The organism is Luteolibacter flavescens, assembly GCF_025950085.1.
Taxonomy (GTDB): domain Bacteria; phylum Verrucomicrobiota; class Verrucomicrobiia; order Verrucomicrobiales; family Akkermansiaceae; genus Haloferula; species Haloferula flavescens.
In genome coordinates this window covers 1-26,641 of sequence record NZ_JAPDDS010000005.1, presented here as the reverse complement: position 1 = coordinate 26,641, position 26,641 = coordinate 1, and the positions used below count along the sequence as shown (strand labels likewise).

Sequence of the window (26,641 nt, the reverse complement as noted above, 5' to 3'; positions counted from 1 at the left end):
TCGTGAGGTCAGTTCATGCGGTTCATGCCGGAGAGCGAGATGTCGTCGACGCCGCCGGCCGCGAGCTGCTCGATGACCTTCTGAACCTCCACGGCCGGCGTCGAAGCGTCGGCACGGATGATCATCTTCAGCTTGGGATTCGCGGCCTTTGCAGGCTCCACGAAATCCTTCAACTGCTCCAGCGGGTCGCAGACGACGTCCCCGTAGGAGACCCGTGCGCGGCCAAGCGCGGTGTCCCAGTCGATGTTCACCACCGCCTGGTTCTTCATGTCGTTCTCGCGCTTCTTCGCCTCGGGGGCGACTGGCAGCGAGATCGACTTGTCGATCTTCATCACCTGATCCGTGGTGATGCTCATGAAGAAGATAAGCATCACCAGGAGCACGTCGATCATCGGGGCGATCTGGAATTCCGGATCGCTCCCGTCTCCTCCGCCAGCGCTAGCCATGGGGTTTTATAGTTGAGGGTAAGGAACGGACAAAACGGGACGATATCAGGCAGCAGGCTGACCTTCGTTCACCCAGTTTGGCAGGGCGGCGTAGGTCACTTCCTCGCCGATTTCCAGGCCGTGGAAGTGCTCGTACGGCATGTTGCGGAAGAGGCTCAGGACGGTGTCCTCCAGCACGTGCATCTTGGCGAGCAGGCGGTTGCGGAGGATATAGAAGAAGGTGAAGGCCGGGATGGCGACGATCAGACCGGACGCGGTGGCGACAAGCACGTGACCGATGGCGTTCGAGAGCGCGGCGGTGTCACCGGCACCGGACTGGCCGAGCGATCCGAACGCGTCCATCATGCCGACGACCGTTCCGACCAGACCGATCATGGGCGTACAAACACCGATAACGGAGAGGTAGTTGATCTTGTTCTGCATGCGGGCGTTCTCACGACCAACTTCCACGAGGAGGGCTTCCTCGGTCTGCTCCTTGCCCTTGCCGACGAAGGACAGGCCGTACTTCACGCAGTTGTTGAAGGGGGCCACGGTGGACTTCATCACCTGGTAGGCATTGACGTAGTCACCCGCCATGAAGAGCTGCTGGGCCTTCTCCACTTCCTCGGGCGGAGACATGCGGTTGTTCGACGTGCGGAGCATGACGTCGATGAAGAGGTAGATGGTCAGCACCGAGGCGGCGCCGATGGGCCACATGACCCAGCCACCCTGCTTGAGGGTGTCCATCATGGACTTCGATTCGCCCTTGGGCGCTGCGGCGGCCTCGCCGACAGGAGCGTCCTGGGCCATCGAGGTTTCGATCATGGAACCGGCAAACAGCGTGACGACCCCGGCGAGGAGGACGACCCGGAAAACTCGGGACAGGCGGTTGAAGAGGGAACGGGTATTCATTGGATCTTTTCGGGTCGGATGCTCAGTTGGAGTTTTCTTCGGAATCGGTTTCCGGGGCTGGAGTAGCAGCGTCTGTCTTTTTCGGTTCGAGTTTGGACGTTTCGGTCTGGATCGCAGGGGCGTAGGGAGAGGCAACGTTGTCGGCGAGATAATCTTGGAGCAATTTCACGCCATCTTGCGGTCTACCGATCTGCTGCATGCCGCGGGCGGCATAGATGGTGCCTCGCACGGCCAGGTCCCGCTCGGCGGGATTGAAGACTGCCACACGCAGCCATGCCTTGATCGCCTCCTCCATCCGTCCGTGGGCGGAGTTGGTATTGCCGACCTCCAGCCACGCACGGGCGGAGATCCACGGGTCGGTGCTACGCTTTGCCAGCGCCTGGAGGGAGCTGATCTTGCTGTCGGGGCCATCGGCCGGAGCGACGATGGTCTTGAAGTCGCTGAGCATCGCGACGGAGGTGCCGGGAAGGCCCTCGAGTTCCTTGTCGGCGGCCAAGGCGGCAGCGGCCTTGTTGTCGCCCTTCGAAGCCATGGCGTCCATGCGCAGCATGCGCGCGCGGTGCCACCAGCCGCCCGGGACCTCGCGGTACGGCAGGAGTTCTTCCTCGATGCGGGTGAGGGCGGTGATTGCGCCCAGGAATTTGTCGGTCGCGATCTGGTTCCGCGCCTCCACTAGGTTGGCGGGCTCGCGCAGCGAGGTGCTCTCGATCTCGGAAGCCTTGAAATCCACCTTTCGCGCAGCAGCGCCGGTGACGACGGTGGCGGTGAATCCGCTGGCGGTGGGCTTTACGGATTCGGCGGGGATGCGCTGGCCGGAGCGAAGCACGAACTCCTCCACCGACTGGCCGTGGAGTGCGGCAGGCAGCAGGGCGAGCAGCGAAGCTGCGAACGCGAGCCGGGTTTTGGGAAACGGCATGGGGACGGGTGTTTTTAGAAGATTAGTTGAGGAGGGTTTTGGCCTTCTTGGCTTCCTCGGAATCCGGATGCTTGCGGATCAGCTCCTGGAGGGTCTTCCTCCAGCCTTCCTGATCTCCCTCCATGCGCAGCATGTCTGCGGCGCGGAGGTAGGCCTTGGTCACATACTGTGGGAAAGCACCGTGGGAGACGTAGACGCGCTGGAAGTAGGCGTGCGCGGCTTTCTTATTCCCGCCTTCCGACTCGATCTCGCCGAGTTCGTAAAGAGCACCGGCCTTCTCCACGCCACGCCAGTTGCGGGCGGCGACGACTTCCTCGAAGAGCTTCTTCGCATCCACGCTGCGCTTCTGCATGCGCAGGGCCTGGCCCTTGCCAAAGGTGGCCTGCTTCAGGGTCTCGTCGGACGAGGCACGACCGATGGCGATGTCGAATTGCTTCACAGCCTCATCGTAATTCTTCTCAGCCAGGGCGATGCGGCCGAGACCGACCGGAGCGGCATCCGAGAAGGGCGACGTCGGGAAGGCATCGCGGAGGCGCTCATAGAGCGGCACAGCCTTTTCAAACTCGCCCTTGTCGAAGAGGTACTGGCCGATCATCGACAGAAGGATCGGGCCGAGGTCGTTCGGGTTCGCGGTATTCGCGATGGCACCCAGGCTGCGCTCGGAACGAGCCTGGTCGCGCATCATGCGAGCCAGTTCGGACTTCGCGAAGAGCACGCGGGCAACGTAGGCCGGGGTCTGGTTTTCCTCGGCGGTCTCGAGGTCCTTGGCGAGCGCGGCCTCGATGGCGTCGACATCCGGCTTCGGCGCGTCCTTCTTCACGCTGCGCGGCGGGACGTGCATGCCGGCAAGCTGGCTGAGCAGCATCTCCACATACTCGGAGCGGGGATTCTGGATGTCCTTGAGGATATGCTCGGAGAGCATCTTGCGGGCTTCCTCTTTCTTGTTCGCCCGCTGCAGCAGCTTGGTGAGCTCCGAGACACCGCGCAGGGTCATCGGATGGTCCGGATTGTCCTGCAGGAAATTCTTCCAGAGGGCTTCCAGATCGTCCCAGCGACGACCGCCGCGGAGGATATTGGTCGCCTGCTCCAAGGCGTATTCAAGGACGTTGCGGTCGCCGTTGGCATTGTCCACGGCGAGCTTGAAGTGAGTGCCTGCGGCCTCGAGGTCACCCTCTTCACCGCGGTTCTGGTAGGCATCGCCGAGCAGGGTGTGGATCTGGCCTTGGAAGGCCTTCGCCTGTGGATCATCGAGCAGCGACTTCATCGAGGGGATGAGGGTCGCGTAGTCCTTCAGCGCGAGCTGGATGATGCCGCGGCGGTAGCGGATGTCCGCGAGGAAGCTGCCATTCGGGAAGTTCTTCTCGTAGTTCTCGAAGGACTTGACGGTGTCCTCGTAGTTGTTGCGGAGGAAGTCGCAGAGAGCCCGGCGATAGACGTATTCCTCGAAGTCCGGAGCGCTCGGGAAGTCCTTGATGAGCAGGTCGTAGTCGGCAGCGGCCTTGTTGTAGTCGCCGGCCTGGAAGCGTGCATTGGCGAGCAGGGTCAGCATCTTCTCGCGGATCGGAGACTGCGGGCTCTTCTCCAGGAAGGAGGAGACGAAGTCCACCGCTTCCTCGAACTTGCCGGTCTGGATCAGCAGCGTGGCATTCAGCTCGGCGACGGTCTCGAGTTGCTTTCCTTCCGGGTGATTTTCCAAGTAGCGCTTGGCCAGGACGCCGGAGGCATCCAGACGACCGAGGCGCCACTGGGAAATCATCGCGCCGAAGAGCGAGGTGGCGGCGTCTTCCGACTTCGGATTCTCGTCGGCGACGGTCTCAAAGGCGACGGAGGAGGGCCAGAAGCGCTCCATATTGAAATAGCAACGGCCGATGCGGTACTGGATGGTGGCGTCGTAGGTGTCCAAGCCGCGCAGTTCGCCGAGCACCGTTTCGTTGTTCGTGATCATGCCCGCGAGGGTCGCGGCTCGCTCCTCGATGACGCGGGGAGTCGGCTGCTTTGCCTTCACGGCGGCGGCGATGCGCCTGTCGAGATCCTCCTTGAGCTTCTTCGACTGGGCGAGGCGGGCTTCCTGGATCGCGATGACCTGGTTGCGCGGGCGGGCACTCGAGTAGGCCGAGAGCGCTTCGGCGTAGGCCTTCGCATCCAGATAAAGATCGCCGATCTTCACGAAGCGGTTGTTCACCACAACGATGACGTCCGGGTAGCCGGGATTCCGCTCGAGATCCTGCAAGATCTTGATGGCCTCATCGAGTTGGTCTGCCTCGATGTAGATATCCACGAGCTGGATGGCGGCGCGGAGCAGGCTGAGACCGGAGGACTTGCCAGCCATCGCGGTTTTCAGCGTCTGGGCGGCCTTGGGGTAATCTTCCTTCTTGATGTAGGCCTCGGCGGCGGCGAACCGGGCTTCTTCGGCAAAGTCCGGCTTCTTCGCGGCTTCGGCGAGGAAGCTCAGCGCCTCATCCGCCTTGCCATCGACCTGCAGGAGCGCACGACCGAGGATCAGTTGGACTTCCGGGACATTCTCGCTGTTCGGATCCTTCTTGAGGTAGGCTTTGAAAGTGTCGCCCGCCTTTTCATAGTCCGAGCTGAAGTAGTAGGCGAAGCCGAGGGTATAGAGGACATTCGGCGGGGCGTCATTCGGCCTGGCCGAAACGATGGACGAGAGCTGCTCGATCGCGACCGACCAGTTCTTCGCCTTGTAAGCGTTCATCCCTTCGTTGAACGCGCGGTTGAGGTCCACCTGGGCGTTAACCGTCAGCGAACAGAGCGGAAACAAAGCCACCAAAAGGGACTTCGAGACCCGATTTTTGGAAAAAATGGAGCACGCACGCACGTCAAGCGATTGGCATCGCGATCTGCGGGCGTCAACGCGAAATCCGCCGGTTAGTAACTGGCGCTCCTTTCTCGTCCTTTACGGAGGGCACTAGGACGATCCTTTCGTACCCGGGCGCGACTCCAGTGCCAACACATTGTCGGGACAATCCCGTCACGTGTCATACAAGACCCCCTGTTATGCAATTTTTTGCAGCAACTTTTCCGGGGCCTTCGGGTTCAACGACCTCCACCGGATCAGGTGTCGCGGTAATCTGGCACCTTGGCACACGATTCGCTCCCCCGCCACGACTAACAGCGAAAAAATGGGGTTGCCGCATCAGATCCGGACTCGTAGAAAGCGGAGTCTCGAATAGCGCGATCCCTAAATATCAAGCTTTCCAAAACAAACAGCATGACTTTCCGACTCGCCTCCGCCGCGGCACTGGTAGCCCTACTTTTCTCCAGCTGCGCCTCGGACTCCGATCTGACGGTTCTTTCCAAGTCCCGCTCCTACTCTGCTTCCACTTCTTCCTCCGGAAGCTACAGCGGCTACGCCACCCAGGCACCGGGCGGCTACACCACTGCCCAGCCTTCGCCGATCCTGTCCGCGGAAGCAGCCGGCAAGCCGAAGGACAAGCACGGCATGGCCTTCTACAAGCCCTCCGAGCGCAATCGCCTGGTCCGCACCACGGCCTACACCTGCTCCGAGGACGACCACATCCAGTACGGATCGAAGAACGCCACCGGCACCCCGCTCCGCTACACGGATCGCGTGCGCAGCGCCGCCGCTGACTGGGCCGTCTATCCGGTCGGCACCGTCTTCCGCATCAAGGGCATGCCCCAGCTCTTCGTGGTGGATGACTACGGCTCCGCCCTCACCGGCACGAATACCGTGGACATCTACACCCCCTCGAAGGCGCACATGGGTGCCTGGGGCCGCCGCAATGTGGAGCTGACCGTGGTGCAATGGGGCTCCTACGCCCGCAGCGCCGAGATCCTTTCCAAGCGCACCCAGTACGCCCACTGCGCGCAGATGTATGCGGCGATCAACCGCATGATGTCCCGCGCCACGGCCACCGCTGCGACGGCGGCACGCTGAGATTCTTCGCTTCCGGATTTACAGAACCCATGACCCGCGCCGAACGGGCCGCCCACGTGGACCGGCGGCTGGAGGAATGGTATCCGGAAACGCCGATCCCGCTCGATCACCGGGATCCCTATACGCTGCTCATCGCCGTGCTGCTGTCCGCGCAGTGCACGGATGCGCGGGTGAATACGGTCACGCCGGCGCTCTTCGCGCTGGCGGACACGCCTGACAAGATGGCGCTGGTGCCGGTGGAGCGGATCCGCGAGATCATCCGCCCCTGCGGGCTTTCCCCCCGGAAGTCCCAAGCGATCCACGAGTTGTCGAAGATCCTCGTGGAAAAGCATGGCAGCGTGGTACCCGCGGATTTCGCCGCGCTGGAGGAGCTGCCAGGCGTGGGCCACAAGACCGCCTCGGTGGTGATGGCGCAGGCCTTCGGCGTGCCCGCCTTCCCCGTGGACACGCACATCCACCGGCTGGCAAAGCGCTGGAAGCTCAGCGAGGGCCGCAACGTGGAGCAGGTGGAGCGGGATTTGAAAAAACTCTTCGCCCGCGACCGCTGGAATGCGCTGCACCTGCGCATCATTTTCTGCGGCCGCGAGCACTGCACCGCACGCGGTTGTGATGGGAAGACGTGCCGGATGTGCCGGGAGCTTTTCCCGCCACGGGCGAAAGCGGTGTGAAATCTTCCTTGCGGGAATGATGCCCGTTTTCAGACTCCGCGGTCAGACGCGTGGCGATGAATTCCAATGTGCCGGCATGCCGGAAGGCCCTCGCCCTGCTGCTGGCGGCCGCGCCGCTATTGCCCGCCCAGCAGGCCCCGGCACCGCCCCCTGCCGCCACGGCGGATGCCTCCGACCTCAGTGCCCGGGCGCTGGTGGAGATGGAGGCGGACCGCTGGAGTGAAGCGCTGGACCTGCTGACCCGCTGCGTGGCGCAGCAGGACGATGCGAAGGCGCTGCAGCTCTACGGCCCGTCCTTTGGCGTGACGTGGTATCGGAAGGGCATCTGCGAGCTGCGGCTGAAGCGCTGGGATGACGCCGCGAAATCCTTCGAGACCTGCTACGTCAAATTCCCGAATCCCTCCCGCATCGGAAACGGCAATGGGAAGGGAAGCGGCTCCGGCAACGGCAACGCCAGCACCGCCGCGAACATCTACCACAAGCGCGCGCTGCTCCGCTGGGGCGAGGCGGCTCAGGGAGCGGGCAGGCACGGGGAGGCGATCCGGCTTTTCGACAAGTTCATGGAGGAGCGCGACAAGACGCGCGACGATGAATTCGACCCCGGCTCTCATTACCTGAATCTGGCGATCTGCCACTTCCGCCTCGGGCAGATTTCCCAAGGCATCGAGTCGCTGGAGACCTCGATCCAGAACAAGCCGCGCTTCCGTGCGCCGGACAGCGGGATCATCGCGGCTTTCCAGGCATTCGTGGAGGCGACGATCGCGAAGCGCGACGAGAAGCCGCTGCTGTCCTTCCTCGGGAAATATCGCTCCGGGATCGTGCTGGAGCCCTTCGAGATGGAGCCCTACGCGGGCCTTTTCCTGAAACTCGCCGCGGATGCACAGGCGGCGGACATGGACGGGGCAGCGCTGGTGCTCTGCCAGCTCGTCCCGCCGAGCGACGTGATGACCGCAGACCTGAAGTCACGGCTGGAGCGTCTGGGAAATCGCCCCGAGGCGAAGGAACTCACGCGCACCGTGAGCAAGGCAAAGCTGCAGGGCTCGCTGGACGCGCTCGCGCAGAAGCGGACCGCGGGCGAGCCGCTGGAGGTGGCGCAGCTCGGCCTCGTCGCGGTGATCCACGAAAAGCGCGGCAATCTCCGCGGCGCGCTCGCGGCCTACCGGCAGCTCGAGCAGTACTATCCGAAGACCGCCAAGCGCGAGGACCACCTCTTCCATCTGGTCCGCACGACCGCCGTGCTCGGCGAGCCGACCGCGGAATGCGGCGAGCGTTTCCTGAAGGACTTCCCCGACTCGAAGCACGTGCCCGCCGTGCGCCGCCTGCTGCTGGCGTCGCTGTATCAGGCGGGCGACTACGGGTCATCCGTGCGGGTGGCGGACGAGCTGCTGCCAAAGCTTTCCGAAGGCTCGGCCGAGCACGATCAGGCGCTCTTCGTCCTCGGGGCGAGCCACTATCACCTCGGCCACTACGACCAGGCGCACCCGCTGCTCGACAGGCACGTGGAGAAGTATCCGCAGAGCGCGCAGCGCCAGGCCGCGCGCTACTTCCAGGCGTCGGACCTCGCACGCCTGCGCCAGTGGGGCGAGGCGGCGGCGGCGCTGGATCGCTTCCTCGCCGAGGACCCCGGCCTCTATCTACCCTTCGCGCTCTATGATCGCGCGACCTGCCACCTCGCGCAGGAGCAGGAGGCGGAGGCTTTGGAAAAGCTCGGTCGCTTGGAAAACGAATTCCCCGCCACCGAGGCGCTGGATGCCGCCCTCGCGTTGAAAGGCCGCATTCTACAGGGCGACGGCAAGACGGACGAAGCCATCGCCGCCTACACGAAGGCGCTCACTGCCGCGGAAGACCGGGATCACCCGGAGGTGGCCGCCGAATCGCTCTGCCAGCTCGTGACGCTGCTGGGCGCGCGGCCCGAGGCTGTCGCCCATGCGGATCGCTTCTGGAAAGCGCACGCCGATTCGCCGCTGCGGTTGCGCATGGCCGTGGTGCAGATCGAGGCGCTGGAGCAGGCGGGCCGCGGGGACGAGGCGCTGGGGCGCCTGCGCGAATGCATCACGCCGACCGAGGCCCCGGGGCTGCAGGACGCGATCGACCGCTATGCCGCGGCATATTTCGCGAAGCACGGACCCGATGAACTGGAGAAGCACTTCGGGGCTTTCCCCGGCATCGACCCTGCGGAGAAAGCGGCGACCGCGCGGCTGAAGATCGCCGTGATCGGCGTAATGGAAAAGCAGCCCGGCGAACCCGCTGCCACGCGCGTGAAGGCACTCTATCAAGAGCTGAAGAGCGGCTTCTCCCCGGCCGATCTCGCGCCCGCGACACTCGTGCAACTGGGCGATCATCTCCGAACGAAGACCTCCGCACCGCGTCAGGCGCTGCCGTATTATGAAGAGGCGCTGGCCCGGCCGGATGCCTCGCTGCACGTCGCCGCGCGCTTCGGCCGCGCCGCCGTGCTGGCCACCGGCAGCCCGGAGGAGAAGGCGGGAGCCATCGAGGACTTCAAGCGCGTGGCACTCGACGCGACCGACGAGGCGGTGAAGGACCTGGCGCGCTTCCGCATTGCCGAAACGCAATTCGCCGCAGGTGACTCCGGGCAAGCCGCCGAGACCGCGCGCCAGTATCTCGCGCTGGAGGGCGCACGCCTCGCACCGGAGGCGAACCTGCTACTAGGAAAGTCGTACGAAGCCCTCGCCAAGCCCGAGGAAGCGCTGGCCGCCTACCGCGAGGTGTGGAGCAAGTGGCAGGACAATATCCGCCTCTCCGCGCCCGCGATGGTCGCTTGGCTCGATCTCTCCGTCCGGCAGGGCAAGCCGGCCGACATCGTGCGCGAGACCGCACTCAACTACCTCGTGCGGACGAAGCCCGCCTTCGAAACCATGAACGAGGCGGAGAAAGTCATCTGGCAGGATGCCGAAGCACGCACCGGCGCGCTGGGCAGCCATCCCACACCGCCACCCGCAGTGAAGGAGGGGGAGAAGCCATGAGGTGGTATCTTCCCCTTCTCGCCCTCCTGACGGCAAGCGCCTCCGCGCAACAGACGGCGGAGGCATTCCTCATCGACTCCGCGGGCGGTAGCGAGCGCGTGTGGATCGCCTCCGCCACCCACGAGAAGATCCTCTACCAGAAGCAGGAGAGCGGCGGCGGGACCACCGAGGCCGCCAGATCCGGGATCGCGTCCATCTATCTGCTCGAGCCCGCAGCACTGAGCGAGGCGATGGACCTTTTCCAGGCCCGCCAATACACGGCGGCGAAGGTGAAATTCGCCGCGATCAAGGAGGACTACCAGGCGCTGAAATCGCTGCCGGACAATCCAGGAACCTTGGCCGGATATTATGAAATGGAATGCCTGCGGAAGACAGGCGACCTGGCCGGTCTCGGCAAGGCGCTCGCCGGATTCGACAAGAGCGGCCTGACCCGCAGGAACCAGCTCCGCCAGATCGAGCTGTACGCCCTGTGGGACGCAGTGCGGCTAAAGGACTGGCCGCGGCTCCAGGAACTCGCCACCGCGCGGATGAAGGAGCGCCTGCCCGGCGGGCAACGCGTGCAGGCCGCGTGGTGCCTGGGGCTCTCCCACGAATCTCAGGGGCGTCCGCGCGAGGCCATCGACGCCTACCAGATCGCGCTCACCGCGGACGGCGGTGTCTCCGAAGACCTCACCCGCGATGCCGCCCTGCGCGTGATGCGGATCCACCAGAAGGACCCCGAAGTGAAGGCAGCGATGAAGCAGTGGGGCACATCCGCCGCCAACGTCCAATCACCCGGACACCGCCGCCTGATGGAAGCGGCCGCGCTGGCAGACCTCTTCGAGCTGACCCTGGGTGCCGGCACGCCCCTCCCCGCCGAGCAACAGGAGCTGCTGAAGTATCGCACGAAGCGCTAGAGCATTTTACTTTGAACTGTAGCCGTCGCGCAGGCATCCCGGAGAGGAAGATTGAACCGCGAAATTCCGCGAAATTTTTTGAATCGGGATTTTCTTCCTGCCTTTAGATTTCGCGCCTTTTCGCGTTTTTCGCGGTGAAATAAAAGCTTCGAGCCATTGGGAGAGCTGACCCCGATCATCCCGCGCAAGCGGCTACGACTTTGCGCGAAACGCTCTAGGCCGGGACGTGGCCTAGAGCGTGAATTTCATGTCCTCGTGTGAAGGGCATTCTTGCACCTGCCCGGATGCATCCCCATAACTTGACGATGCATCGCAAGTTCATGCTTCTCGGCAGCATCTGGATCACCTTGTCCAGCGATGCGCAGGCCGGCATGACGGTCATCACGCTCACGGATGTCGCGCGCGCCCGCTTCGATGCACTTTCGTTTTTCCTGGTCTCCTACTTCCTCATCGCGTGGGCCGTGAAGGGCCTGTGGAATCATCTGGCCAAGACCTTCACCGTGCTGCCGAGGCTGGACTACCGCCGCGCGCTCGGCCTCGTCTTCCTCACCGGCCTGATGTTCTACGTGGTGCTGACCATGATCTCCGGTGCACGCGAGCTGCTCACGCCGGGAGCTTGGGAAAAGCAGGGCATGGGATATCGGAACCGCGAGGAAGGCCCCCACGGGCTGACAAAGGACGAGCGCCGCGAGGCGCTGCGGGAACTCCAGGCGGCCATCTGGACCTACGCGAAGGCGAACGACGGCAAGGCACCTCCGGGCCCACTGACCGACGGCATCTCGCCGGAGCTCTGGAAATTCCAGGGCGGCGGCCTCTACTGCCTGATGCCCGGCGTGCGCCCCGGCGGCGGACGCGAGGTGCTGGCCTATGAACCCGCCTCCGCAGGCGGCAGGCGCTTCATCCTGCTCGCGGATGGCTCCATCGAAGACCGTGCGGAAGGACCGCTGAAGCGCGACCTCGAAGAACAGTGGAGGCCATGACCGGGGAGCAACCACACACGAAAGCCCGGAGATGGCGGAAACGATGGTTCGCGGCCTTTGCCGTTTCCGTGTTTCTGGTATTCACCGCTTTAGCGAGTCTCACCTCGTTTCTCGATTTTCTTCTTCACCTTGCGATCGGCTGGTTCTGGCACCTTGAGAAAACGGCCCCAGCGCTGCTGCCACAATGGCAGGGCATCCTGCTGCCCCTCGGCTGTCTCGTGCTCGGGACTTGGCTTGTCCACCGCTTCACCCGCTGGTGGATCTCCGCGAAAGGCAGCCGCTTGGAATGGAAAGCCGCGCACACGCTATCGGCGACGGCACTCCTCCTTCTCGGTGCGGCGGCGGCCATCGCCTTGAGCGGCGTGGTGCATCAGGCGGTGTGGCTGTCCGATACCACGTGGTGGACCAAAAACCGGATGTACGCGCGGACGTCCGCGACGATGAACATCCGGCAGCTACAAATCGCGATCACGGATTTCAAGAGTTCGCATGGCAGATACCCGGACTCGCTCGCTGAGATCGAGTCCAGCCGACAGTTCCAATACGTCTCTCCGGGCGCGAACAAGCCACCGGAGCCTGTCCTCTATCTGAAACCCGACGAAGCGTATTCCCACGACGCGGACAGTGATGGCAATGGCCAAGTGATCCTGGTTTCCCCGCTCTTGGAATATGAAAGGTACGTGGTGGGTTTCACCTCGGGGGCGACACACACCGTCCACGGTTCGGGACTCGCGAAAGTCATCGAGGCCAGCCGCATGCCTTCAAACATCGAGCGATGAGCAAGCCCACTTTCACTTCGGATGAAAAAGGCTGCCTGATTCCCGCCGGGGTGACTATTCTGGCGTTCCTTCTCTTCCTCAGCCTCCCCGTCATTGGCCTCGCGCCATTCCAGATCGCCTGGCGTTTCGTCGCCGGCTTCGGCTACTTCCTGAGAGAAAACGTCCCGAGGATTTCCAGCGATGCGGGCACCTGGGTTCCCGGTATCGTGTCGCTGCTGCTCAGCATCGCGGTGATCCATGCCTTCGGCCGCTTGTGGGCGCGACACCGGCAGCAGCCTTGGAAGGTATCGACCTCGCTGGCGCTGGGCATGGTCGTTCCGCTGCTGTTCGTGATCTCCTTCCTGGTGCCGGGAGTGATCCTGCAGGTGGACGGCCTGCGTCGTGTGAAGTGGACCGAGCTCCATCGATCCCGCAACTACACTCCGGCACTACACGCGATGAAGATTGCCACAGCGGCCGTGGTGTGGGCGGAAAACCGGAGTGACCGGCGCTTTCCTCCATCTGCCGACACGCTGGTCTCGGATGGCTCTCTGAGCCAGAGTGACCTCAAGATCGACTCCAAAGGGGATGCCCTTGGAGAACCACCTCTTTACCTCGGAGCCGGTCTAACAGCTCAGTCCGATCCCGGCCTCCCGCTGGTGATCTCCGGTCCCTATAGTAGATACGAGGCCCGGCATCGCACGGTCATCACCATTGACCTGACCACGGTGGAGATTGCCGCCGATGAACTTGATGCGTGGATCGAGATGGCCCTGGAAGCCCGGACGGCAAAGCAGCGCTAGCAGCATTCCGCGAATGCCCCCGTTCATGCTGTCGGACATCATGTCCATGGCGGATCGACCAATACCTTCAGGATCATTTTTAACGAATTTGTTGAAAGATCCTGATTCATGTTAAGCATCGAATTTCTGATAAAAAGCGGGTGCGGGAGCGTAACTTGCGGCGCCCCACAAGGGTTCACCTTCCCAATACCACCCATGAATACACGACACGATACACCAATCCCGGACAGCAAGATGCTGACGCCGGAGTTGCACATGCGAGACGTCTGGGATGCACGGGCTGTCTCCGAATTGATCCGCTCGAAGTGCAGGTTCGGCGAGACGCCCGCCTTCCTCTTCGTCGGCCGCAGGGAAGCCGCATTGCTTCGCCAGCACCTGGCGGAAGCCTTCGGCTCCGAGTCCGTCACCACGCTGCACCAGACCTACTACATGGGCCTAGAAGTCGTGGAAATCGGCAGCGACAACTTCCTCTTCACCGCTGGCCGCAAGGCCATCCGTACCCTGCAGGACCCGATCGCACGCCGCCCGCAATGGCGCGACCGCGAGACCGAAGCGATGTGGCAACTCCGGATCTGAGCCGCCTCTCCGGCTGTCGCCCCCGTGCCTTCCGCGTGATGGAAGGCACCGGGGCGAAACCCAAGCTCAGCTCCGCATTCAGCACATCGTCTTCCGGTTTTCTGACCGTCTCATCCTATCGAGGATGAGCGGGATACGGAAATCTTTCACTATATTATCCGTTACGTTCGCCTTCATGCGATTGATCGCAACCGCCAAACGATAGCAATTTATCGCTATCGATTTCATATAACATTTCACGTGAGCTGGGAAATGATAACCTGGCTTCACCAACCCATGCCCTGTTGATCCGGCGGTTTGCAGGATCGATGCAGGAGCTCCCCGTGCATTGTCGATGCAGCCCCCTTCCCCGGCTCGAAGCAACGGAGGGAGGGCCGATGGCAAATTGACGCCAACAAGGTTTGACCCGCCAAATCAAGTTGTCTGACATGTCCGGACCATGAGAATTGTCCCGGGCTTCCTTGCCGCCGTTTGCTTGGCCACCACCACGGCCCGGGCGGAGGATCTCACCATCGGCCCGGACTACTCCGATGCGCCGGAGCTGAAGGTGAAGGACGGCGTGCCGCGCGGGAAGCTGGTGGACTTCACGATGAAGTCGGAGGACAGCAAGATCTACAAGGGCATCGCGAAGGGGAAGAAAGGCAAGGTGCCCTACCAGCGGAAGGTGGCCGTTTACATCCCGGAGCAGCTCGACCGGAAGAAGCCCGCGCCCTTCATCATCGCGCAGGATGGGAATTGGTACCGCGGCGACCTGCCGAAGTCGCTCGACACCCTCATTCACGAGAAGCGCGTCCCGGCGATGGTCGCCATCATGATCGACTCCGGCGGCGGCGATGCCCAGGGCAGCCAGCGCGGGCTGGAGTACGATACGGTCGATGACGTCTATGCGGAATTCGTGGAGAAGGAAGTGCTGCCCCGCGTGGAAAAGGAATGCGGCGTGAAGCTGACGAAGGACCCCGAGGCGCGCGCCACGATGGGTGGCAGCTCCGGTGGCGCGGCGGCCTTCACCATGGCGTGGTTCCGCCCGGACCTCTACCACCGCGTGCTGACCTACTCCGGCACGTATGTGAACCAGCAGTGGCCGGAAAACCGCCGCACCCCGCACGGGGCGTGGGAGTATCACGAGAACATCATCCCGCGCGCGAAGGCGAAGCCGCTCCGCATCTGGCTGCAGGTGAGCGAGAATGACAATGGCCACGACCGCGACGACACCTCCTACCACAACTGGGTGCGTGCAAATCGCCTGATGGCCGCCGAGTTGAAGAAAAAGGAATACAACTACCGCTTCGTATTCTCCCAAAAGGCCGGCCATTGCGATGGCCGCGTCACCCGCGAAACCCTGCCCGGCGCGCTCGAATGGCTGTGGAAGGGCTACCCGGACACACCCGCCGCCAAGAAGCCTGCTCCCTGACCCGCCGCATGCTTGCCCAACCCACCCTGCTGACCGCACTGCTTTTGCTCCCCGCCGCCGCCATCGCCGCGACGTCCGAGGAGAGCTACAAGAAGGAGATCCTGCCGCTGTTAGAGAACTATTGCTTCTCCTGCCATGGCGAAGGCACGGCCAAGGGGAAATTCTCCATGGACGAGTACAAGGATCTCTCTGCGCATCTGGGAGATCGCAAGCACTGGCTGCCGGTGTGGCAAAACCTGCGCAGCCAGATCATGCCGCCGTCCGACAAGGACCAGCTCACCCCGGCGGAGAAGCGCAAGGTGCAGTCGTGGATCGAGAAGGAGGTCTTCCAGCTCGACCCGGAGAATCCCGACCCGGGCCGCGTGACCATCCGCCGGCTGAATCGCACGGAGTATCAGAATGCGGTCTATGACCTGCTCGGCGTGGAGTACGACACGAAGGATGTCTTCCCGCCGGACGACACGGGCTACGGCTTCGACAACATCGGCGACGTGCTCTCGATCTCGCCGCTGCTGATGGAGAAGTACATCACCGCCGCCGACGAGGTGGTGGCGCTCGCGCTGCCGGAAGGTGCCGCCGCGCAGGTCCCGCGGATCGATATCGAGGGCAAGGCTTTCACGGTCCCCTTTGACACGAAGACGACCGGCCGCTGGCTGCCCTTCGCGAAGAAGCAGGAGGTGAAGGTGGAGCAGGAGATCCCCTACGACGGCGAGTACCAGATCAAGGTGGAGTACGCCATCAAGGGCGCGACCGAGGCGACCGTGCACGAGGCGGACCTGGTGGTGAAGGCGGGCGGCGCGAAGGTCGGCGAGGTATCGCTCGGCTGGGACCAGCGCCGCGTGATCGACCTCACGGGCAATGCGCCCTTGAAGAAGGGCAAGCAGACCTTCGAGATCAGCCTGGCTCCCGGTCGCCAGCCTGCGGGCGGCGAGGAGGAGCTTTTCCTGACCATCCACCGCGTGATCGTGCAGGGTCCTCTCGGTGGCGACAAACGCGAGTATGCGAAGGGCTACCGCATGATCTTCGTCGATGGTCCGGCTCCCGAGAAGGAGGCGGATCGCGACCGCTATGCGCGGAAAATCATGCGCAGCTTCGTGAGCCGCGCCTTCCGCAAGCCGCTGGATGACTCCACGATCGACCGGCTGGTGGACATCGTGAAGGAAGTGGACCGCCAGCCGGGAAAGGAATTCGAGGACGGCATCAAGCAGGCCATCGCGACCTGCCTTGCTTCGCCACGCTTCCTTTTCCGCGTGGAGATCCAGCCGGAGCCGAACAACCCGGCGAAGATCGTGCCGCTGGACGAATACTCCATCGCCGCACGGCTCTCCTTCTTCCTCTGGGGATCGGTGCCGGACGACGAGCTGCTGAGCCTCGCCTTCAACAACAAACTGCGGGCAAACCTGCACGCGCAGATCGACCGCATGCTGCTCGACCCGCGCTCGGAGCGTCTGACGCACAACTTCATCGGCCAATGGCTGCAGGCACGCGACGTGGAGTCCGTGCCGGTGAGCGCGAAAGACATCCTCGGCCTCGGCAGCAACCGCGAGGCCGCGCGCGCCTTCGACGTGCGCCTGCGCTCGGACATGCGGACCGAGACGGAAATGCTCTTCGACTTCATCCTGCGGAAGGATCGCCCGGCGGAGGAGCTGATCTCGGCGAGATACTCCTTCCTCAATGAACGCCTCGCGGGCTTCTACGGGATCAAGGGCGTGGAGGGTGAGGACTTCCAGCCCGTGGACCTCACCGAGCACCCGGAGCGCGGCGGCCTGTTGACGCAGGGCAGCGTGCTGATGGTGACGTCGAATCCGACCCGCACCTCGCCGGTGAAGCGCGGGCTCTTCGTGCTGGATAATATCCTCGGCACCCCCGCCCCGCCCGCGCCTCCGGATGTCCCGCCGCTGGAAGATGCCACCACCGGCGGCAACAAGAACCCGACGATGCGGGAGATGATGGAAATCCACCGGAAGAACCCGGACTGCCGCGGCTGCCACCAGCGCATGGATCCCATCGGCCTCGCGCTCGAGAATTTCAACGCGCTCGGCCAATTCCGCCTGACCGAGCACGGCACGAAGATCGATGGCGCGGGCCAGCTTCTCACCGGCGAGAAATTCTCGAACGTCGCCGAGCTGAAGGACGTGCTCGCCACGAAGCGCCGCGAGGACTTCTACCGCTGTCTTTCCGAAAAGCTCTTCACCTACGCCACCGGCCGCGGTGTGGAGTACTACGACGCCACCACCATCGACCAACTCGTCGAGCGGCTGGAGAAAAACAACGGCAAGCTGCGCGAGCTGATCTACGGCATCGTGGAGAGCGCGCCCTTCCAGAAGCGCCGCGGCGACGACTGACCGTGACAAGCGCCCCGTTTTCGCCCTGTATCAAATAAACCCCGACACCCTTTTTGAGATCATGAGCACGCATCCCGGACTATCGAGCCGTCGCGGATTCCTCCGCGGCCTGGGAGCCGCCGTCAGCCTGCCCGCGCTGGAGTGCTTCCGCCCGCTGATGGCCGCGGAGACCGTGCGGCGCGGACTGGCCACGACGGCGAGCGGCGCCCCGCTGCGCACCGCCTTCCTCTACATCCCGAATGGCGTGAACCTGGAGCACTGGCGGCCGAATGGCACCACCGGCAACTACAAGATGGGCGCTACCTTCAAGCCGATGGAATCGCTGCGCGAGCACTTCCAGATCTTCACCGGCTTCGAGCAGCAATTCGCCCGCGCGAATGGCGATGGACCGGGCGACCACGCGCGCGGCGTCGCCACCTTCCTGACGAGCAGCCAGGCCCGGAAGACCGCCGGATCCGACATCAATGTCGGCATCTCCATCGACCAGGTGGCCGCAAATGCCATCGGCAGCCAGACCCGCCTGCCCTCGCTGGAGCTCTCGGCGGACGGCGTGCGGAAGTCCGGCTCGTGCGACTCCGGCTACTCCTGCGCGTATCAGTTCAATCTCTCGTGGCGCTCGGAGAACCAGCCGATGACGCCGGAGTCGAATGCACGCGCTGTCTTCGAGCGGCTCTTCGGCGCGGGGGATGCGAAGGAGCGCGCCGACAGCCTGGGCCGGCGCTACGCCGCGAAAAAGTCGATGCTCGACTTCATCCAGCACGATGCGCAGGCGCTGCACCGCCGGCTGGGGCGCACCGACCAGCACAAGCTGGACGAATACCTCACCGGAGTCCGCGAGATCGAGAAGCAGATCGAGAAAGCCGAGGCGATGGGCCTGCCGCCCGACCCCGGACAAGCCGCGCCGAAGGGCGAGCCCGGCTCCTACGAGGATCACCTGCGGCTGATGCTGGACATGATGGTGCTCGCCTTCAAAACCGACTCCACGCGCATCTCCACCTTCCTGATGGCGCATGACGGCAGCAACCGCAGCTTCAAGGAAATCGGCGTCGGCGACGGCCACCACAACATCTCCCACCACCAGGGGAAGAAGGACAATCTGGAGAAGATCGCGAAGATCGACCTCTTCTACATGCAGCAGCTCGCTTACTTCCTCGACAAGCTGAAGAACACCGAGGACGTGGATGGCAAGAGCCTGCTCCACAACTCGATGATCGTCTACGGCGGCTGCATCGGCGATGGCGACCGTCACAATCACGACGACCTGCCCATCGTGGTCGCAGGTCATGGCGGCGGTGCCTTCAAGCCCGGCCGCCACGTGGACCTCGGCGAGAACGTGCCGATGTCGAACCTCTACCTGCGCATGCTGGAAGAGATGGGCGTGAAGGAGAAGCGCTTCGGCGACTCCACGGGAGTCCTGCGGAAGATCTGACCCGGGCTCCTCAACCCATCAGCCAGACGATCACCCCGGCCAACGCCGCGAGGACAAGCGCGGCGGTCACTACCGCTCCCCGCCTGTCCCGGCGCTCGCTGCCGGTGGTGCCGACCCACTTGTCCCAGGACGACCGCTTCTCGCGTGCCGGACGGTGATAGTATCGACGGGTGCCGGTGACGGATGGCTTCTCGGTGGCGACTTTCACGGGATGAGACGCGAAGGAAACCACGGGAGTCACCTATCCGCGCATTACGTGATTTTGATTTGAACGCGCTGCTCCGGCCTACGGCTTCTCCACCTGCCCGGGGGACATGAGGTAGCCGATGAGGTCGCGCACCTCGTCATCCGAGAGGCCGGTCAGCAGGCCCTCGGGCATCATGGAGGTGCCGAGGGCGGTATTGGCCTTCACCTCGCTCTTCGGCACGCGGGTCTCGACGCCGACCATGCGGAAGATGAGCTCGGTGTCGTTCTCACCGGCGAGCATGCCGGTGAAGGTGGTGCCGTCATTCTTGTCGATGCGGTGGAGTTCGTAGCCCTGGCCGATGAGGGCATTCGGATCAAGGATGTTGTCGAGCCAGTGGTGGACGCTGCCGCGCTCGCCACCGGTGAGTTCCGGGCCTATGAGTCCGCCTTCGCCGAAGAGCTTGTGGCAGGCGGCGCAGGTGCGATCGAAGATCGCGCGGCCCCTCACCTTGTCCGCCGAAGTGAGCACGTCGGGCGAAAGCTTGCCCTGCCACTCCACGATGGCCGCACGGCGCGCATCCGCATCCGCCGCGGGCCGTCCCCACAGGCGCTCGATCTCTTCCTGCAACGATGGATCTCGTACTTCGCGCAGGCGCACCACGGCATCCGCTGGCACATCGCGGGTCTTCAGCTTCATGGCAGCCACCCATTCGAGAAGTCTCGCCGCCTTACCCTCCGTCGCGGCAAGGCGTGCGACCGAGCCCTTTTCCTCCACGCTGAATCCGGCGATGCGGTCGTTCGTCGCATCGTGATCCAGCAGCGCGGGCTTCGCCGTGATTGCGGGCAGGCGCAGCGCGGGATCATCCAGCAGTCCGGACAGCCGTTCGATGTCCTTGTCCTCCAGGAAAGTCACCAGCAGCCGGAACGCCTCCAGGCGATCTGGCGCCGGGGCGGCACGATCCTCCACCCTCGACCACAGTCGCGCGATGGCCTGCTGGCCGCCGCTGCGCTCCACGATGGCTGCCGCCTTTGCCTGCTCGGACTTCATCGCGAGCCCGGAGATGATCTCCAGTTGCGGCGCGGACAGCTTCTCGTCCGGCTTTTCATCCAGGCGCTCCTTCAGCGCATCCAGCAGCAATCCCGCCCGTTCGCCAGCGGAGCCGAGCGCGCTCACCAATGCATCCGGCGACTCGAGGCGGCGCGCCGTCCACTTCGCGAGGCGGTCGTCCGGGCAGCTCATCGCGATGCTCATCGCGCGTGCCTCATCCCGCGGCACCTGGCTCTCGAAGCCGAACCAGAACATGCGCGTGAGATTCGGATCGTCCTCCGTCATCTTCGGCGCGATCCATCGGGCGATATCCGACGAGATCTCCCGCGGCAGCTTTGGCAGCGCGGAGCAGAGCGAAAGCAGCACCACCGGCGAGGTCTCCTTTGACGCGAGCCTCAGCCAATGGCTGCGCTCGATGGCAAAGCCACCCTGCGCGGCGAGGCGCACCGCCCAGGCCCGGACGCTCTCGTGCCCGTCATTCAGTGGAAGAGACGCCTTGTCTAACAGATCGCATGCCGCCAGGCACCAGAGCGCCCGCAGCCGCCGCGTCTCGTCCGGATGGCTGCGCATGGTCTGCAGCAGGAATTCCTTCGCCGCCGGATCGATCTTGGCTCCCTCCGCCAGGCGCTCCTGCAGCACGCGGCGCGCGGTGCGGAGTTGCCACTCATCCCGGCCCGCCTGCGCCTTCGCGAGCTCCAGGTCGGAGAGCTTCGTGATGTCGCCCTGCCATGGTTTCACGTCGCCATGGCGCAGGCGATACACGCGGCCATTGCCGCGGTTCCAGCGGAGAGGATCGGTGCGATGGCAGCTCGTTTCATCGTGCCAGTCGGTGAAGTACAGCGCGCCATCCGGCCCGGATTCGATGGCCACGCCGAGGAACCACTCGTCATTCGAAATCATCACGTCCGGCGCGTGCTTGCCCGTCCAGCCGGAGCCATTCCGCTCCAGGATATCGCGGTTCAGTCGATGGCCGTGGATATTGAAGAAGAGGGCACTGCCCCGCATCTCCGCCGGGAAGGCATCGCTCAGGCAGATCGCGAAGCCGCTGTGCGCATGGCCGCCACCCGCATCGGCCACCTCCTTCGAGACCGACTCTTCCTTCCCCCAGTGCGCGTGATCCTTGATATCGCCGACCCAGTGGCGGTGGTCCGCGATGGTCTCGATGGGATCGTAGATGTGCTTGTTGAAGTGCGAGCCCGCCTGCCTTTGGTAGTAGCCGCCGGGAATGATGTGCCACAGGTGCGGGATGACGCAGGCCTCGATGAAGGCATCGCCCCAGTCATTGAAATCGAGGCCCCACGGATTCGACGTGCCGTGCGCGAAGACCTCGAACTTCCGCGACACCGGATGGTAGCGCCAGATGCCGGCATTCAGCGGCACGCGCTCGTCATCCGGCGTGTCCGGCTTGCCCACCTTCGAGTGGCTGAAGATGCCGTGGCACCCGTAGAGCCAGCCGTCCGGACCCCAGATGAAGGAATTCAGCGTCTCGTGCGTGTCCTCGTAGCCCCAGCCGTCTAACAGGATCTCCGGCTCGCCGTCCGCGCGGTCGTCGCCATCCGCATCGGCGAGGAACATCAGGTTCGGCGCGGCTCCGACGAAGACGCCGCCGAAGCCCGTCTCGAGGCCGCTCACGAGATTCAGCCCGTCGGCGAAAACCTTGCGCGACTCGAAGGTGCCATTCCCGTCCGAGTCCTCGAAGATGAGGATGCGGTCCTTGCCCTCGCCATCCTTCGCGCGGTTCGGATACGTCAGGCCCTCGGCCACCCAGATGCGGCCGCGCGAGTCGAAGCACATCGCGATGGGCTGCACCACATCCGGCTCGCCCGCGATGAGATCCACCGCGAAGCCCGGCGGCACCGTCATACGCGCGGCGGCCTGCTTCACGGGATTGCCCTTTGCCATGCCCGTCTCTGCGGACACGGGCAGCACGAGACAAGCGGCGAGGAAGAAAATCTGGGGGCGACGCATCACTGCCGATACCGCACCAATTCACGGTCGCTTTCAACCCCGTTTGATGAGCTCCCTCCCCTCTTTCCGCCGGATTTATCGCGATTCCATTTCTTCGCTTCCTCCGCCCCTGCTAGACGAGGTCATCCGCATGACTGACATGGCGCCATCTTCAGAACTTCCAGCGTACCTCTATCTACGGCCCCACACTGATGAAGTTCTGGCGGACGAGGATTTGTCGATTATCCAGCAATACCTCAAAACCGATCCGAAGGTCAGGCCCCTGTTGCTCGACAGAGTGGAGTTCAGCCAGCGCTACGATCAATTCTTTGAAGCTGAGCACACGATGCTTCGCATGCTGTTGGAAGCCTTCCCTGACTGCCAAACCGCCCGCCACCTCCTACGCTGGGGCGCATTCGTGAACTTCGGATTCGAAGGAAGATGCGGAGGACCTTGTCATGAGTTGATGAAGCGCTTCTTTGCAGACGACCCATACCTCCGCCAGATCGTGATCCGGTCGGCCCGCGCATCCACATGGTCCTTCGGCCATCGGGATGCACCTCCTGAAGACTGGGCAACGGATATGGCGACGGACGCCGGCGACACTATTGCCACATGGGCACTCGATGACCCCTCCATAATTCCGCTGCTTGTGGCGTGTGGGACTGTCCACCCTACGGAGTCCAAACACATCATCGCGGCATTAGCCTGCCAGACCCACACTCCCCTCGAACCTTTCGATTTGGGTGGCCTCGCAGAACCGGTGGCAGAGGTGCGGCGTCACTTGGGCTCCACCTCGGATCCTATCCTTCGCCACAAGCTGGCGGCTATCGCGATCCATGATGGACGTGATTACCTGCTGAACACCCACTTACCGCGGGAGCTGTCGGATTGCGACGTGGAGCTGTTAATGCGAAAAGCGGCAGAATTGGCGGGTACCAACCTCAACTCGGTTGTCGAACGTCTGGCGAAAGCTGCAGATTCCCGGGAAGATCTGAGATCCTGGCTCAGCTCGCGCTGCACGATAGCACCCGAGCATTCGCCTTGGACCCGCAACATCATTCGCCATTCCGGCAATCGAGAGCTGGTGATGGATGCGATGGCTGCACTGCTTTCAACGCACGACCCCATCAGTTTTCGGTTTGCCTGCGAAGGCATCGAAAGACTCGTGGCCTCCCCGTGGAAACTTCCTCAAGACGAGGGGATGGCTTTGATTGACCGCGCCTTGCAGCTTCCGCATACGTGCGGCTCCGAGGAGTATCCGCTTTGGCAGGCATTTGTTGCGGCCTATCCCGAGCAGGCGAGAACCCGCCATGAGCTACTGTCGCGCCTCCCAGAGATTTCCACTTCCACCGGAGCCTCCCTGCTGATGCAGAGCATGATTCAGCATGGCGTCTTCCGCGAAGAATTGGTCGATCTTGTGAACCGGCGTGTGGAGGGCCTTCTTGCCGACCTCTCCGACATCACGGACAGCGATCCCTGTTTGGCATGCATTTGCTCGGGCTGGGTTCGCTCACCGACAGTGTTCGATCTCTTGGTCAAGATCGCCCGGGAAGCCAAGACGCTGCCGATCAGGAAACTCGCCATTCAAACGCTGGCGGATCATTTTCGGGATTACCCCCGGATTGTGGATCAGCTCCTTGAGTTCACCTCCGATACTGACAAAGGGTTCTGTAACGCCGCATGGAATGCACTGGCCCACTACTTTCCTACCGATCCAAAACTAATGGATCGATTGCAGAAGATCAAAACCCCGCCTGCTAATTGCGCTTCCGCATTGCTTCAGGAATGGCTGGAGGGCCGTCCTCACAGGACTCCAGGAACTGCAAGTCACCGTGAGTATTTGATCCAGCGCCTTGCGGAGGAGTGGAGATGTTCGTTCCCGGCCGCCCATTTTCTCGCGGCTGAATTCGGAGATCACGAGGAGACGCTCCCGATGTTTCTGCGTATCATCCGCTGCTCGACCACTGGACCGGACGTGGAACAATTCAGTTTTCCCAATGGCTTCGACAAGTATGAATGGGAGAGAAAGGGGCCAGAGTTCCTCGCCAATTGCCTGAAGATCCTCGTCATCCGCTGGCCGGAGGATGAGCGGGTTCTTCAATTGGCCAAGGAAACCATCGACCACCCATGGATCGAAGTTCGCGAAGAAGCGGCGCGCTCGCTGGCACGGGCTTACCCAGATGACTCCGACGTCCCCTCCTTGCTGGCTCCTCATCTGGGAGAAAGTCACGTGATCTTCGCGGAGTATGCCGCGCTGATGACCGGACGTCCGGGAGGCTTGGCCACTGCTCTGTCCGTGCTTGAAAGACTCGAGCAGGACCCAGCGACCGAGATCCTGGCATTCGACGGACCGCTCTATCTCGTCCGATACTTCGGCCCGCTGAAGTCCCTAGGCAGAGACCTGAGGTCGCTTGCCAGCCGAACTGAAAACAGTGCTCTCAAGGAAGGGATCGACTGCGTGATCAACCGGTTCTTTCCGTCGATCGGCGAAGGATGAGGAGAGCCGGCACCTCCACTCCCTCTCGTTCAGCGAGGGTCGATCACCTGAGAGCGACGCTTCCAAGCGTATCGCACTATACTGCCGTGGTCGGATAGGGCATTGATGAGAGCCGACCCGGATTGCACCCAAAGTCCCATTCACTGCTGGCGGCGAGGGGGATAGAAAGAGAGCGCAAGGCCCGACCTTGCTCCCACCCCTAGATCGCCACGGGTCATGAAACCGAAGCTCAAGAACTTCCACGGCATCAGCATCGACTACCTCCTCGCCCTGCTGATCGCCATCCTCGTCATCACCACGATCGCACGGGCGCGATCGAATGCAGAGTCGGAGCCGGTCACGGGACTGCGCCTACTGGAGGAATGCGAGGACATGCTCCCATGACGGAGAGCATGGACAGCACTCGTGCCCGCTTCAAGCCGGCAGGACGTCGATACGCCTCAGCGCGGACGCGTCATTTCGAAGAGATCGCCGGTGCGGCAGTACCAGTCCGGCACGGCCATGCGGCCGACGGGGTGATAGGCTTCCTGAATGATGCGGATCTTCTCCGGATCGATCAGCTCGTCCCGCACATGGACGCGGTGGACAATGCCAAGTACTAGGCGGTTCGTACCAATCTCCTGAATCGAGTGGACGCGGCACTCCAGCGCCGCGGGTGCGGCCGCGAGACGTGGCACCGCGACCACCGAGGAAGGCACAAGAGTCAGGCCCTCGTGCTCCGCCTCGCTGACTCCCGGGGGATGCGGCGCGGAGGTGCGGTTCATCACCTCGGCGAGGGCTTCATCGACGAGATGGACGACGAATTCCCCGGTCCGCTTGGCATTCCGGGCGCTGTCCTTCGGCGTGCCGTCCTCGCGATCGCCGGGGGCGAAGATCACCAGCGGCGGATCATCGCCGAAGACATTGAAGAAAGAAAAGGGCGCCAGATTCACCGAGCCATTCTCATGCAGCGTGGTCACCCAGGCGATGGGCCGCGGGACCACCAGCCCGGCGAGGATGGGGTAGGCACGGTCGGCATGAGTGCCGAGAAGGTCGAGTTCCATGCCTCCGGATGTCGCCCATCCTCCGCGATGTGCAAGCCGATAGTGCCGGATCAGCCGGCCAGCGGCTCATCACCGCCCAACTCGGCGAGCTCGCGGCTGATATTCTCGCGAGCCCTTGCTTCACGTCCTGCGAATCGCTGCGTGCTATACACCGGTTGCGCAAGAAAATGCTCCATCACCTTCGCGCGCCCGGCACGGAAGGCATCGTCCGGCACATGGGCATACTCACGCCGCACTGACCTACGATAGGCATCGTAGATCGACCAGTCCTCCGAAAGGATGGCAAGGTCGATGTCCACCATCAGCATCTCGTCCGCGAGAGAAGTGCGTGGCAGCTGGAAATCGGTGGCGGAGATCAGGCGGGCGATGGCTTGCCGCGAATCCGGAGAGATCCACGCCATGGTGGCGTTTTCAAACCAGATGACGCTCGCAGCTTCATTGTCCGGTCGCGTGGGATCGTAGATGACATCGTGGAACCAGATCGCGCCTTCCAGCTCCGGAGTGGATTCGCCCGTGGCATCCAGTTCCGCAAGCGAGGCCGCGATGTGGGCGAGCGTGTGGTAGTGGCGGTGCGCCTCTTGATAGAGGGAGGAAAGCTCCGACCAGAGTGCTCCCGCTTCGGATGCAGATGCACCTTCACCGCAGCACCAGCGGAGGAAGCGCGCGGCAAGGAGATCGTGCTTCATGGCTTGGCTGGAAGGGAGCGCAGGAGGGATGGACGGGCAAGTGATTGTGGATCTCTTGGTTGAGACGGCAGTCGGGGACCACTCGGGCCGGTCTAGACTGCGTCGTCACAAGATTCGGTTGAATTAACAATCAGGATACGTTAGCTGCTCTTGCGTGAGCCGGGATCTTCATCGTCACGACATTTCCAACCGCGTCTGGACTATTCTCGAACCCT

General features: G+C 63.2%; 21 protein-coding genes. 13 read left to right on the top strand and 8 right to left on the bottom strand.

Annotated elements, in window-relative coordinates:
• Nucleotides 1-8 precede the first annotated feature (8 nt).
• From OKA04_RS10100 to OKA04_RS10085, 4 genes are read right to left on the bottom strand one after another with little or no spacing between them, the layout of a single operon-like run.
• Nucleotides 9-446, bottom strand: coding sequence for an ExbD/TolR family protein (locus tag OKA04_RS10100; protein ID WP_264501035.1), 438 nt, complete (start codon nucleotides 444-446; stop codon nucleotides 9-11).
• A gap of 45 nt (nucleotides 447-491) precedes the next feature.
• A complete protein-coding gene (locus tag OKA04_RS10095) occupies nucleotides 492-1,337 on the bottom strand; it encodes a MotA/TolQ/ExbB proton channel family protein (protein ID WP_264501034.1) in 846 nt (281 codons plus the stop codon).
• 22 nt (nucleotides 1,338-1,359) lie between these two features.
• Nucleotides 1,360-2,253 (bottom strand): tetratricopeptide repeat protein, encoded by an 894-nt coding sequence (locus OKA04_RS10090; RefSeq protein ID WP_264501033.1) that lies wholly within the window; start codon nucleotides 2,251-2,253, stop codon nucleotides 1,360-1,362.
• A 22-nt stretch (nucleotides 2,254-2,275) separates the two neighbouring features.
• Nucleotides 2,276-4,993, bottom strand: coding sequence for a tetratricopeptide repeat protein (locus OKA04_RS10085; protein ID WP_264501397.1), 2,718 nt, complete (start codon nucleotides 4,991-4,993; stop codon nucleotides 2,276-2,278).
• A 486-nt stretch (nucleotides 4,994-5,479) separates the two neighbouring features.
• Between OKA04_RS10085 and OKA04_RS10080 the strand changes: the two genes are divergently transcribed.
• The 11 genes from OKA04_RS10080 to OKA04_RS10030 all read left to right on the top strand — a co-directional run bounded on the left by OKA04_RS10080 (nucleotide 5,480) and on the right by OKA04_RS10030 (nucleotide 19,016).
• Complete coding sequence (locus OKA04_RS10080; RefSeq protein ID WP_264501032.1) at nucleotides 5,480-6,166, top strand: 3D domain-containing protein; 687 nt, start codon at nucleotides 5,480-5,482, stop codon at nucleotides 6,164-6,166.
• 29 nt (nucleotides 6,167-6,195) lie between these two features.
• Nucleotides 6,196-6,834, top strand: coding sequence for an endonuclease III (gene nth / locus OKA04_RS10075; protein ID WP_264501031.1), 639 nt, complete (start codon nucleotides 6,196-6,198; stop codon nucleotides 6,832-6,834).
• Nucleotides 6,835-6,890: 56 nt separating this feature from the next.
• The gene (locus OKA04_RS10070) at nucleotides 6,891-9,818 is read left to right on the top strand and encodes a tetratricopeptide repeat protein (protein ID WP_264501030.1); all 2,928 of its coding nucleotides are present in this window, start codon (nucleotides 6,891-6,893) and stop codon (nucleotides 9,816-9,818) included.
• Nucleotides 9,815-10,714 (top strand): Mul1B family putative transporter subunit, encoded by a 900-nt coding sequence (locus OKA04_RS10065; protein WP_264501029.1) that lies wholly within the window; start codon nucleotides 9,815-9,817, stop codon nucleotides 10,712-10,714. The genes OKA04_RS10070 and OKA04_RS10065 overlap by 4 nt, the downstream gene beginning before the upstream one ends.
• 305 nt (nucleotides 10,715-11,019) lie before the next feature.
• Complete coding sequence (locus OKA04_RS10060) at nucleotides 11,020-11,694, top strand: hypothetical protein (protein WP_264501028.1); 675 nt, start codon at nucleotides 11,020-11,022, stop codon at nucleotides 11,692-11,694.
• A 68-nt stretch (nucleotides 11,695-11,762) separates the two neighbouring features.
• Entirely contained in the window at nucleotides 11,763-12,473 is a 711-nt protein-coding gene (locus OKA04_RS10055) for a hypothetical protein (RefSeq protein WP_264501027.1), read from the top strand.
• Nucleotides 12,470-13,255 carry a hypothetical protein gene (locus OKA04_RS10050; protein ID WP_264501026.1) on the top strand — a complete coding sequence of 262 codons (786 nt, stop codon included), beginning with the start codon at nucleotides 12,470-12,472 and terminating at the stop codon, nucleotides 13,253-13,255. Before OKA04_RS10055 ends, OKA04_RS10050 begins: the two co-directional genes overlap by 4 nt.
• Before the next feature lie 195 nt (nucleotides 13,256-13,450).
• On the top strand, nucleotides 13,451-13,831 hold the full coding sequence (locus OKA04_RS10045; protein ID WP_264501025.1) for a hypothetical protein: 381 nt from the start codon (nucleotides 13,451-13,453) through the stop codon (nucleotides 13,829-13,831).
• 439 nt (nucleotides 13,832-14,270) lie between these two features.
• A complete protein-coding gene (locus tag OKA04_RS10040) occupies nucleotides 14,271-15,242 on the top strand; it encodes an alpha/beta hydrolase (RefSeq protein WP_264501024.1) in 972 nt (323 codons plus the stop codon).
• Nucleotides 15,243-15,250: 8 nt separating this feature from the next.
• Nucleotides 15,251-17,587, top strand: a complete 2,337-nt coding sequence (locus tag OKA04_RS10035; RefSeq protein ID WP_264501023.1) for a DUF1592 domain-containing protein — start codon at nucleotides 15,251-15,253, stop codon at nucleotides 17,585-17,587.
• 61 nt (nucleotides 17,588-17,648) lie between these two features.
• Nucleotides 17,649-19,016, top strand: coding sequence for a DUF1552 domain-containing protein (locus OKA04_RS10030; protein ID WP_264501022.1), 1,368 nt, complete (start codon nucleotides 17,649-17,651; stop codon nucleotides 19,014-19,016).
• Between the two features lie 10 nt (nucleotides 19,017-19,026).
• Here the strand turns inward: OKA04_RS10030 and OKA04_RS10025 are convergent, their stop codons facing one another.
• Together OKA04_RS10025 and OKA04_RS10020 are read right to left on the bottom strand one after the other, a co-directional pair.
• The gene (locus OKA04_RS10025) at nucleotides 19,027-19,224 is read right to left on the bottom strand and encodes a hypothetical protein (RefSeq protein ID WP_264501021.1); all 198 of its coding nucleotides are present in this window, start codon (nucleotides 19,222-19,224) and stop codon (nucleotides 19,027-19,029) included.
• Nucleotides 19,225-19,302: 78 nt separating this feature from the next.
• Nucleotides 19,303-22,218 (bottom strand): PVC-type heme-binding CxxCH protein, encoded by a 2,916-nt coding sequence (locus OKA04_RS10020; RefSeq protein ID WP_264501020.1) that lies wholly within the window; start codon nucleotides 22,216-22,218, stop codon nucleotides 19,303-19,305.
• A gap of 46 nt (nucleotides 22,219-22,264) precedes the next feature.
• Here OKA04_RS10020 and OKA04_RS10015 point away from each other — a divergent pair, with 46 nt between their 5' ends.
• Together OKA04_RS10015 and OKA04_RS10010 are read left to right on the top strand one after the other, a co-directional pair.
• Complete coding sequence (locus OKA04_RS10015) at nucleotides 22,265-24,697, top strand: hypothetical protein (RefSeq protein WP_264501019.1); 2,433 nt, start codon at nucleotides 22,265-22,267, stop codon at nucleotides 24,695-24,697.
• 216 nt (nucleotides 24,698-24,913) lie between these two features.
• Complete coding sequence (locus OKA04_RS10010) at nucleotides 24,914-25,081, top strand: hypothetical protein (RefSeq protein ID WP_264501018.1); 168 nt, start codon at nucleotides 24,914-24,916, stop codon at nucleotides 25,079-25,081.
• Nucleotides 25,082-25,137: 56 nt separating this feature from the next.
• On the opposite strand, the gene OKA04_RS10005 is transcribed toward OKA04_RS10010, so the two are convergent.
• Complete coding sequence (locus OKA04_RS10005; RefSeq protein ID WP_264501017.1) at nucleotides 25,138-25,740, bottom strand: flavin reductase family protein; 603 nt, start codon at nucleotides 25,738-25,740, stop codon at nucleotides 25,138-25,140.
• A 50-nt stretch (nucleotides 25,741-25,790) separates the two neighbouring features.
• A complete protein-coding gene (locus OKA04_RS10000; RefSeq protein WP_264501016.1) occupies nucleotides 25,791-26,426 on the bottom strand; it encodes an HD domain-containing protein in 636 nt (211 codons plus the stop codon).
• Nucleotides 26,427-26,641: the final 215 nt, after the last annotated feature.